Source organism: Streptomyces sp. NPDC054932, from assembly GCF_053610205.1.
The window spans coordinates 1-8,902 of sequence record NZ_JBSGXU010000267.1 but is presented as its reverse complement, the minus strand read 5'-3'; the positions used below and the strand labels follow the sequence as shown (position 1 = coordinate 8,902).

Sequence of the window (8,902 nt, the reverse complement as noted above, 5' to 3'; positions counted from 1 at the left end):
CCCCAGGGGTGGTGCCCCGGGGGACCCGCCGGGCGACGCGCTCCGGAAGGGCCCCCGACGGGGGCGCCCGGCCCGGCCGCCCCCGTCGGGAATCCCTCTCCGCAACGCACCCGCACCGGGGACGCCTCCGGGTGGACGCCCCTACCGGGGACGTCTCCGGGACGTGCCCCCACCCGGGCCACCTTCCCGGGTGGTGCTCCACCGGGCCGGTCCCGTTCCGCAAACGCCTCCTGGGGCCGCCCCACCGGGCCCGTCCCGGGACGACATCCTTCGGAGGTCCCCCTCGGGTCCCTCGCCGGGATTCTCCCGGGTGTTGCCCTTCGGGGAGCCCCCCGTAGCGCCCCCTCACCGGGGACGCCTTCGGGTGGGCGCCCCGCCGGGACGTGCTCCGAGTGGTACCCCACCGGGCTGTCCCGGGGGAGACGACCTCGGGGGTTTCCCGGCGGGGGTCGCCCTTCACCGGGGTGTCTTCCGGGGTGGTGCCCCATCGGGCTCGTCCCGGGGAGAGGTCCCGCGGGGGCTTCCCGGCGGGGGCGCCCCTCGCGGGGTGGCTGCCGGAGTGGCGTCCCCGTCCGGGACACCACCCCGGGTGGCGTCCTGCAGGGGATGCCCCGGGGGGCGGATCGGTTCGGGGTTTGCCTCGGGGTGGCGTTTCGGGGGTGACCGCCCGGGGCCGCCCAGGGGCCGTGCCGGGCGCCCCGATGCCGCTCTCCGTGGTTCCGGACGGGGTACGGGGGCCCGAAGAGCCTCCGCGCCTTCGGGCCCCGCCCGACGCAGCGCCCGCTGCACCGCACCACCGCTACCCGCACCGCTCGGCGCAGCGCCACACGTTGCGCAACTCCATTTCTTCCGCTGCGGAAATAATCTCCGCCGCCCCGACCAGGGAGTCCTCATGGCCACTGCCACCACCACCGCCACCGTCACCACCGTCACCAGGATCGGCGGCCGCATCGGCGCCGAGATCGGCGGCGTGCACCTCGGCGGCGACCTGCCCGACGGCACCGTCGCCGAGATCCGGGCCGCCCTGCTCGCCCACAAGGTCGTCTTCTTCCGCGGCCAGGACCACCTCGACGAGGCCGGGCACGAAGCCTTCGCCCAGCTGCTCGGTGCGCCGGTCGCGCACCCCACCGTCCCGTCCGCCGACGGCCGTTACGCCCTCGGCATCGACTCCCACCACGGCGCCCGCGCCAACCAGTGGCACACCGACGTCACCTTCGTTCCCGCCTACCCCGCCTTCTCCATCCTCCGCGCCGTCACCATCCCCCCGTACGGCGGCAACACCCTCTGGGCCAACACGGCCACCGCCTACAGCAACCTCCCCGCCCCGCTGCGCGCCCTCGCCGACAGCCTGCGCGCCGTCCACTCCAACGAGTACGACTACGCCGCCCTCAAGCCCGACGCCCTCCCCGAGGCCCTGGCCCAGTACCGCGAGGTGTTCACCTCCACCAAGTTCCTCACCGAGCACCCGGTGGTCCGCGTCCACCCGGAGAGCGGCGAGCGCACCCTGCTCCTCGGCAACTTCGTCCAGCGGATCAACGGCCTGAACGGCCGCGACTCCCGCGCCCTGCAGGACCTCTTCCAGTCGCACATCGAGAGCCCGGAGAACACCGTCCGCTGGCAGTGGCGGGCCGGCGACGTCGCGATCTGGGACAACCGCGCCACCCAGCACTACGGCGTGGACGACTCCGACGACCACGAGCGCACCCTGCGCCGGGTCACCGTCGACGGCGACATCCCGGTCGGCCCCGACGGCGAGCCCTCCCGTCTGATCAGCCCGGAGGCCGTCCCGGACCCCGCCTTCGGCATCGCCTCCGGCGCCTCCGCCTCCGTCTGATCCGCCCGGCCCCGCCTCCCCGCTCCCCGTACGACGCCCAAGGAGCCCCCGTGCCCCGTCTGCTCGCCATCACCGGCAGCCCCTCCGCCCACTCCCGCACCGCCGTCGTCGCCGACCACGTGCTGCGCCGCCTGTCCCACTCCGGCTTCGAGACCGCACACCTCTCCGTGCGCGAGCTCCCGGCCGCCGACCTCCTCGCCGCCCGCCGCGGCGAGCCCGAGATCCGCCGGGCGCTCGAGGCCGTCGCCGAGGCCGACGGCCTGGTCATCGCGACCCCGGTCTACAAGGCCTCGTACACCGGACTGCTCAAGGCCTTCCTCGACCTGCTCCCGCAGGACGGCCTCGACGGCAAAACGGTTCTGCCGCTGGCCACCGGCGGCAGCCTCGCCCACGTCCTGACCATCGACTACGCCCTGCGCCCCGTGCTCGCCGCGCTCGGCGCCCGCCACGTCACCGCCGGCCGGTTCGTCCTGGACTCCTCCGTCGAGCGCGGATCCGGCCCCGACCGGTTGCGGCCCGAGGCCGAACTGGACCTCTACCAGGCCGTCGACGAGTTCGCCGCGGCCCTGCGCTCCGCCCCCGCGGCCGCAGTGCCCGCCGCCCTCACCACCACCCCGTAGCACCGCCGCCACCCGGCTCCCAGCACCCGGCACCCCGCACCGACAAGGATCCGTCATGCCCGCAGCCTTCACCTCGACCACCACCTCCCGGCGCCAGTTCCTCACCCTGCTCGGCATCTCGGCGGCCGCGGTGAGCTGCGGCACGGCCACCGCGCGCGGCGGCGGTTCCGGCGCCCAGGTCACGACCCTGAAGTACCAGGGCTCGGTCGGCGCCGTCACCCTCCCCGAACTCGCCGCCGACCTCGGATACCTGGGCGACCTCAAGCTGGAGTGGGTCGGCAACACCATCAGCGGTCCGCAGGACATCCAGTCCGCCGCCACCGGCCAGACCCACTTCGGCGGCGCCTTCAACGGCGCGATCGTCAAGCTCGCCTCCAGCAAGGCGCCCATCAAGGCCGTCATCTCCTACTACGGCGTCGACGAGCACTCGTACAGCGGCTACTACGTCCTGGAGGACAGCCCGATCCGCTCCGCCCGCGACCTCCTCGGCAAGAAGGTCGGCATGAACACCCTGGGCGCGCATTCCCAGGCCGTCCTCGACATCTACCTGAGCCGCAACGGCCTCGCCAAGGCCGACTCGTCGAAGGTCGAGTCGCTCGTCGTGCCACCCGTGAACACCGATCAGGTACTGCGCCAGAAGCAGATCGACGTGGGCGTCCTGGGCGGCATCCTGCGCGACAAGGCCGTGGCGGCCGGCGGGATCAGACCGCTGTTCAGCGACTTCGACCTGCTCGGCAAGTTCAGCGCCGGCTCCTACATCATGACCGAGCGGTTCATCAAGGAGAACCCGGACACCGTACGGACCTTCGTGACGGGCGTGGCCAAGGCCATCGAGTGGGCCCGCACCACCCCGCGCGAGGAGGTCATCGCGCGGCAGACCGAGATCGTCAAGAAGCGCGGCCGCAACGAGGACGCCTCCACCCTCCAGTACTGGCGCTCGTACGGCGTCGCCGAGACGGGCGGCCGGATCGAGGACAAGGAGTTCCAGCTCTGGCTCGACTGGCTCGGCGAGCGCGGCGACATCAAGCAGGGGCAGCTCAAGGCCGCCGACCTCTACACCAACGAGTTCAACGGTTACGGGAAGGGCTGACCCGGCATGGCGAAGATCGTGTTCGAGGAAGTGACCAAGACCTTCCCGACCAAGGACAAGAAGAACAAGGAGCAGTTCACCGCGCTCGACGGCATCGACCTGGAGATCGAGGCGGGGGAGTTCGTGGTGGTCGTGGGCCCCAGCGGCTGCGGCAAGTCCACCCTGCTGGACCTGCTCGGCGGTCTGACCCGGCCCACCTCCGGGCGGATCCTGCTCGACGGGAAGCCCATCACCGGGCCGGGCCTGGACCGGGGCATCGTCTTCCAGCAGTACGCCCTGCTGCCGTGGCGCACGGCGCTCGGCAACGTCGAATTCGGCCTGGAGGCCACCGGCGTCCCGCGCCGCGAACGGGGGGCGAGGGCCCGGGAGTTCCTGGACCTCGTCGGCCTCACCGGATTCGAGGACCGCCACCCGCACGAACTGTCCGGCGGCATGCGCCAGCGCGTCGCCATCGCCCGCTCGCTGGCCTACGACCCGGACGTGCTGCTCATGGACGAGCCGTTCGCCGCGCTCGACGCGCAGACCCGCGAGTCCCTCCAGGACGAGCTCCGGCGCATCTGGCAGCGCACCGGCAAGACCGTCGTGTTCATCACGCACGGCATCGAGGAGGCGGTCTACCTCGGCCAGAAGGTGGCCGTCATGACCTCCCGCCCGGGCCGCGTCAAGGAGATCGTCCCGGTCTCCTTCGGCGACCGCGGCGCCGGTTTCCAGGGCGAGGACCTGCGTTCCAGCCCCGAGTTCGCCCGCTATCGCCACGAGATCTGGACCCTGCTCCACGACGAGGTGGCCCGTGCTCAGCAACTGGAGAAGGAGGAGGCCACCGTATGACCACGAACATCACCACCCCCGCCACCGAGGCCCCGGCCGGGCAGGAGGCGGTACGGGAGGACTCCGCGCCCGCCGCGCCCGCCGCTCCCGCAGCGACCGCGACACCCGCGACGCCCGCGGCTTCCGCAGCTCCGGCCTCCGCCGACCGGGAGTCCCGCAGGACGCGGCCGGGCGTCCCGGCACTGCTGGCACGTCGGCTGCGCAGCGCCGGCCGGACCACCGCAGCAGCGACATCAGCCCCTGCGCAAGCCCCGCAAGCTCCGGAGGCCCCCGTCACCGGACCGGACGCAGGGACGGCGCCGAAGGACACCCCCGCCCCGGGCGCCGCCCGGAGCGCCGGCCACGCTCCGTCCCCCGTCCGGAAGGCCGCCGGGGCGTTCGGCCGGTGGCTGCGCGCCACCGCTCTGCGGTCGGCGGCCCTCCTCGCCCTGCTCGCCCTCTGGGAGACCGCTCCCCGGCTGGGCCTGGTCGACGCCACCTTCCTGCCGCCGGTCAGCGAGGTCGCCAGGGCCTGGTGGGAACTCCTGGGCAACGGACAGCTCGGCCAGCACACCCGGGCCAGCCTCGCCCGTTCCTTCGGCGGCTTCGGCATCGCCGTCGTCATCGCGGTCCCGCTCGGCCTGCTCATCGGCTGGTACCGGCCGGTCGCCGCGCTCCTCGGCCCGCTGCTGGAGGTGTTCCGCAACACCGCCGCGCTGGCCCTGCTCCCCGTCTTCGTGCTGCTGCTCGGCATCGGCGAGACCTCGAAGGTCTCGATCGTCGTCTACGCCTGCCTGTGGCCGGTCCTGCTGAACACCATCAGCGCGGTGGGCAACGCCGACCCCACCCTCGTCCGACTGGCCCGCTCGATGGACCTGTCCACCCCGAGGCTCTTCCAGAAGGTGATCCTGCCGTCCTCCGTGCCGGCCGTCTTCACCGGCATCCGGCTGGCCGGCGCCGTCTCCATCCTCGTCCTGGTGGCCGCCGAGATGATCGGCGCCAAGGCGGGCCTCGGCTACCTGATCAACGCCTCGCAGTACAACTTCGCGATCCCCGAGATGTACGCGGGCATCATCACCATCTCCGCCATCGGCGTGGCCTTCAACCAGCTGCTGGTCACGATCGAACGCCGCCTCAGCACCTGGCGCGTCCCCGCCTGAGGCCCGCGCGGCGCCCGCCGCATCACCCCGCACGCCATCGCCACCGCACCGCCACCCAACACAGGGAACCGTCATGACCGCGAACCGCACCCTCCACCTCAACGCCTTCCTGATGAACGCCGGGCACCACGACGCCGCCTGGCGCCACCCCGACAGCCGGCCCGAGCGGATCACCGACCTGCGGTACTTCCAGGACCTGGCCCGCACCGCCGAGCGCGGCCTGCTCGACTCGATCTTCTTCGCCGACGGGGTCGCCCTCTGGGGCAAGGCCCGCCACAACGCCCTCGGCGGTTTCGAACCGCTCACCCTGCTCTCCGCCATCGCCGCCGTCACCGAGCACATCGGGCTCATCGCCACCGTCTCCACCACCTTCAACGAGCCCTACAACCTGGCCCGCAAGTTCGCCTCCCTCGACCACATCAGCGGCGGCCGCGCCGGCTGGAACATCGTCACCTCCGGCACCGTCGACGAGGCCCGCAACTTCAACCGCGACGAGCACCTGGAGCACCACCTGCGCTACGAGCGCGCCCGGGAGTTCCTCGACGTCGCCACCAAGCTCTGGGACAGCTGGGAGGACGACGCGATCGTCCTCGACAAGGAGCGCGGCATCTACGCCGACACCGACAAGCTGCACCCCGCCGCGCACCGCGGCGAGCACTTCGGCGTCGCCGGACCGCTCAACGTCCCGCGCTCGCCCCAGGGCCACCCGCTGCTCGTGCAGGCCGGTTCCTCCGAGGACGGCAAGGAGTTCGCCGCCCAGTACGCCGAGGCCGTCTTCACCGCCCAGCAGACCCTCGCCGACGGCCAGACCTTCTACAAGGACCTCAAGTCGCGCCTCGCCAAGTACGGCCGGGCCGAGAGCGACCTCCTCGTCCTGCCCGGCATCGCCCCCGTCATCGGATCCACCGAGGCCGAGGCGAAGGCACTGGAGCAGCAGCTCACCGACCTGCAGGTGCCCGAGTACGGCCTCGCCCAGCTCTCCGGGATGCTGAACGTGGACCTCACCGGCCTGCCCCTCGACGGTCCGCTCCCGGACCTGCCCGAGGAGCGGGACATCAACGGCAACAAGAGCCGCTTCACCCTCGTCGCCGAGCTCGCCCGCCGCGACGGCCTCACCCTGCGCGAGCTGATCGCCCGCCTCGGCGCCGGCCGCGGCCACCGCGTCTTCGCCGGCACGCCCGAGCAGATCGCCGACCAGCTGGAGGAGTGGTTCACCGAGGGCGCGGCCGACGGCTTCAACATCATGGCGCCGGTCCTGCCCACGGGCCTGACCGCCTTCGTCGACCACGTGGTGCCGATCCTCCAGCGGCGCGGGCTCTTCCGCACCGAGTACACCGGCGCCACCCTGCGCGAGAACTACGGCCTGGCCCGGCCGGTCAACCGGTACACCCGGGAGGGTTCATGACCGCTCTCGTCACCGACGTCCTCGTGGTCGGCGGGGGACCGGCCGCCACCTGGGCCGCCCTCAAGGCCGCCGGGGCGGGGGCCCGGGTCGTCCTCGCCGACAAGGGCTGGTGCGGGACGAGCGGGGCCACGGCCGCGGGCGGCACCGGTGTCTGGTACGTCCCGCCCGAGCCCGCCGCCCGGGAGGCCGCCATGGCCTCCCGGGAGGGACTCGGCGGGTACCTCGCCGACCGCCGCTGGATGGCCCGGGTCCTCGACGAGACCTACGACCGGGTGAACGAGCTGGCCACGCAGGGCCGATACCCGTTCCCCAGCGGCCCGGACGGGCAGCCGCTGCGCGGCGGCCTGCAGGGCCCCGAGTACATGCGGCGGATGCGCATCCGGATCCGCCGTGCCGGGGTCCGGATCCTCGACCACAGCCCGGTCACCGAGCTGCTCACCGACGCGGACGGGGCCGTCGCGGGCGCCGCCGGCTACCGCCGTCAGGTGCGCGAGTCCTACCGGGTGCGGGCCGGCGCCGTGGTCCTCGCCACCGGCGGCTGCGCCTTCCTCAGCGGGGCGCTCGGCACCAACACCAACACCGGGGACGGCGCGCTCTTCGCCGCCGAGGCCGGGGCGGAGCTCTCCGGGATGGAGTTCTCCAACGCCTACGGGATCGCCCCCGAGGGCACCTCGGTCACCAAGACCGCCTTCTACTCCTTCGCCACCTTCTACCGGGAGGACGGGGCGTCCTGGAGGGCGCGGCCAGCCAGGGCGGCCGCTCGGTGATCGCCCGCGAACTCCTCACGGGCGCCAAGGTGTACGCGCGCCTCGACCGCGCCGACGAGCCCGCCCGGGCCGCGATGCGCCTCGCGCAGCCCAACTTCTTCCTCACCTTCGACCGGCTCGGCATCGACCCCTTCACCGACCGCTTCGCCGTCACCCTGCTCGCCGAGGGCACGGTCCGCGGCACCGGCGGCATCCGCATCACCGGCGACGACTGCGCCACCGGCGTCCCCGGGCTGTACGCCGCCGGGGACGCGGCCACCCGCGAGGAGATCTGCGGGGGCTTCACCGGAGGCGGCAGCCACAACGCCGCCTGGGCCATCTCGTCGGGCAGCTGGGCCGGCCGGGGCGCCGCCGGGCACGCCCTGTCCCTGGGTTCCGGCCGCGCCGCCCACCGCACCGTCACCGGGGCGGGCGGGGCGGGCCTGCGCCCGACGGGGAGCGCGGCCGCCGGACCGGAACACCGCGAGGCCGTGGCGCTCGTACAGCGGGAGGTGCTCCCCTACGACAAGAACTACCTCCGGCACGGCGACGTCCTGACGGCTTCCCTGCGCATCCTCGACACGGCGTGGTCGCAGCTGCGCGCGGGCCTGCACGGCGAGGGGGCCGACCTGGTCAGGGCCCGGCAGGCGGCGGCGATGACGGCGCACGCACGGTGGATGTACGCGGCCGCCCTCGCCCGGTCCGAGACCCGGGGGATGGCCAAACGCCTCGACCACCCGGACCAGGACCCGGCTCAGCACCACCGGATCCTGGCCGGCGGCCTGGACCGGGTGTGGACCAGGCCCGCGGCGAAGGCGGTGGTGACGGCGTGATCGAACTGGTCTCTGCGGAGCGCTGCATCTCCCCCTAGGCCTTCGGCCTGGAGGTGCCCCCGGCGACAAGTGTGTGGAGGTGTGTCCGACGGATGTCTTCGAACGGGGGCCCGAGGGGATTCCGCTGCTCGCACGGCAGGAGGACTGCCAGACCTGCTTCCTGTGCGAGGCGAACTGCCCGGTGGACGCGCTGTTCGTGGCCCCGCTGACGCACCCCGTTCCGGAGGATCCGGCCGTACGGGACGAAGCGGGGCTGGTGAGCCGCGGGCTGCTCGGCAGCTACCGGCGCCACATCGGCTGGGGCGAAGGGCGGACCCCCGGATCACTGCGGGCGATCGGGCCGCCGCTGGGCCGGTCCGCACCGCCGATCACGTCCTGAGCGGGTGCGCGCCGCCGGAGTCCCGTGC

General features: G+C 73.4%; 9 protein-coding genes. All 9 read left to right on the top strand.

Annotation, left to right across the window (positions count from 1 at the left end):
- Positions 1-892 precede the first annotated feature (892 nt).
- The 9 genes from ACWGE1_RS38135 to ACWGE1_RS38095 all read left to right on the top strand — a co-directional run bounded on the left by ACWGE1_RS38135 (position 893) and on the right by ACWGE1_RS38095 (position 8,874).
- On the top strand, positions 893-1,834 hold the full coding sequence (locus tag ACWGE1_RS38135; protein WP_453425059.1) for a TauD/TfdA dioxygenase family protein: 942 nt from the start codon (positions 893-895) through the stop codon (positions 1,832-1,834).
- 50 nt (positions 1,835-1,884) lie between these two features.
- Positions 1,885-2,454, top strand: a complete 570-nt coding sequence (gene ssuE / locus ACWGE1_RS38130) for an NADPH-dependent FMN reductase (RefSeq protein WP_453425058.1) — start codon at positions 1,885-1,887, stop codon at positions 2,452-2,454.
- Positions 2,455-2,509: 55 nt separating this feature from the next.
- Positions 2,510-3,544: an ABC transporter substrate-binding protein gene (locus ACWGE1_RS38125; protein ID WP_453425057.1), complete on the top strand. Its 1,035-nt coding sequence runs from the start codon at positions 2,510-2,512 to the stop codon at positions 3,542-3,544.
- Positions 3,545-3,550: 6 nt separating this feature from the next.
- The gene (locus ACWGE1_RS38120) at positions 3,551-4,372 is read left to right on the top strand and encodes an ABC transporter ATP-binding protein (RefSeq protein WP_453425056.1); all 822 of its coding nucleotides are present in this window, start codon (positions 3,551-3,553) and stop codon (positions 4,370-4,372) included.
- 389 nt (positions 4,373-4,761) lie between these two features.
- Complete coding sequence (locus ACWGE1_RS38115) at positions 4,762-5,511, top strand: ABC transporter permease (RefSeq protein ID WP_453425060.1); 750 nt, start codon at positions 4,762-4,764, stop codon at positions 5,509-5,511.
- Positions 5,512-5,584: 73 nt separating this feature from the next.
- Positions 5,585-6,916, top strand: coding sequence for an LLM class flavin-dependent oxidoreductase (locus tag ACWGE1_RS38110; protein ID WP_453425055.1), 1,332 nt, complete (start codon positions 5,585-5,587; stop codon positions 6,914-6,916).
- Positions 6,913-7,683 (top strand): FAD-binding protein, encoded by a 771-nt coding sequence (locus ACWGE1_RS38105; protein WP_453425054.1) that lies wholly within the window; start codon positions 6,913-6,915, stop codon positions 7,681-7,683. The genes ACWGE1_RS38110 and ACWGE1_RS38105 overlap by 4 nt, the downstream gene beginning before the upstream one ends.
- Positions 7,680-8,495 (top strand): hypothetical protein, encoded by an 816-nt coding sequence (locus tag ACWGE1_RS38100; RefSeq protein ID WP_453425053.1) that lies wholly within the window; start codon positions 7,680-7,682, stop codon positions 8,493-8,495. The genes ACWGE1_RS38105 and ACWGE1_RS38100 overlap by 4 nt, the downstream gene beginning before the upstream one ends.
- Positions 8,496-8,574: 79 nt before the next feature.
- Positions 8,575-8,874, top strand: a complete 300-nt coding sequence (locus tag ACWGE1_RS38095; RefSeq protein ID WP_453425052.1) for a 4Fe-4S ferredoxin — start codon at positions 8,575-8,577, stop codon at positions 8,872-8,874.
- The last annotated feature ends 28 nt before the right edge of the window (positions 8,875-8,902 follow it).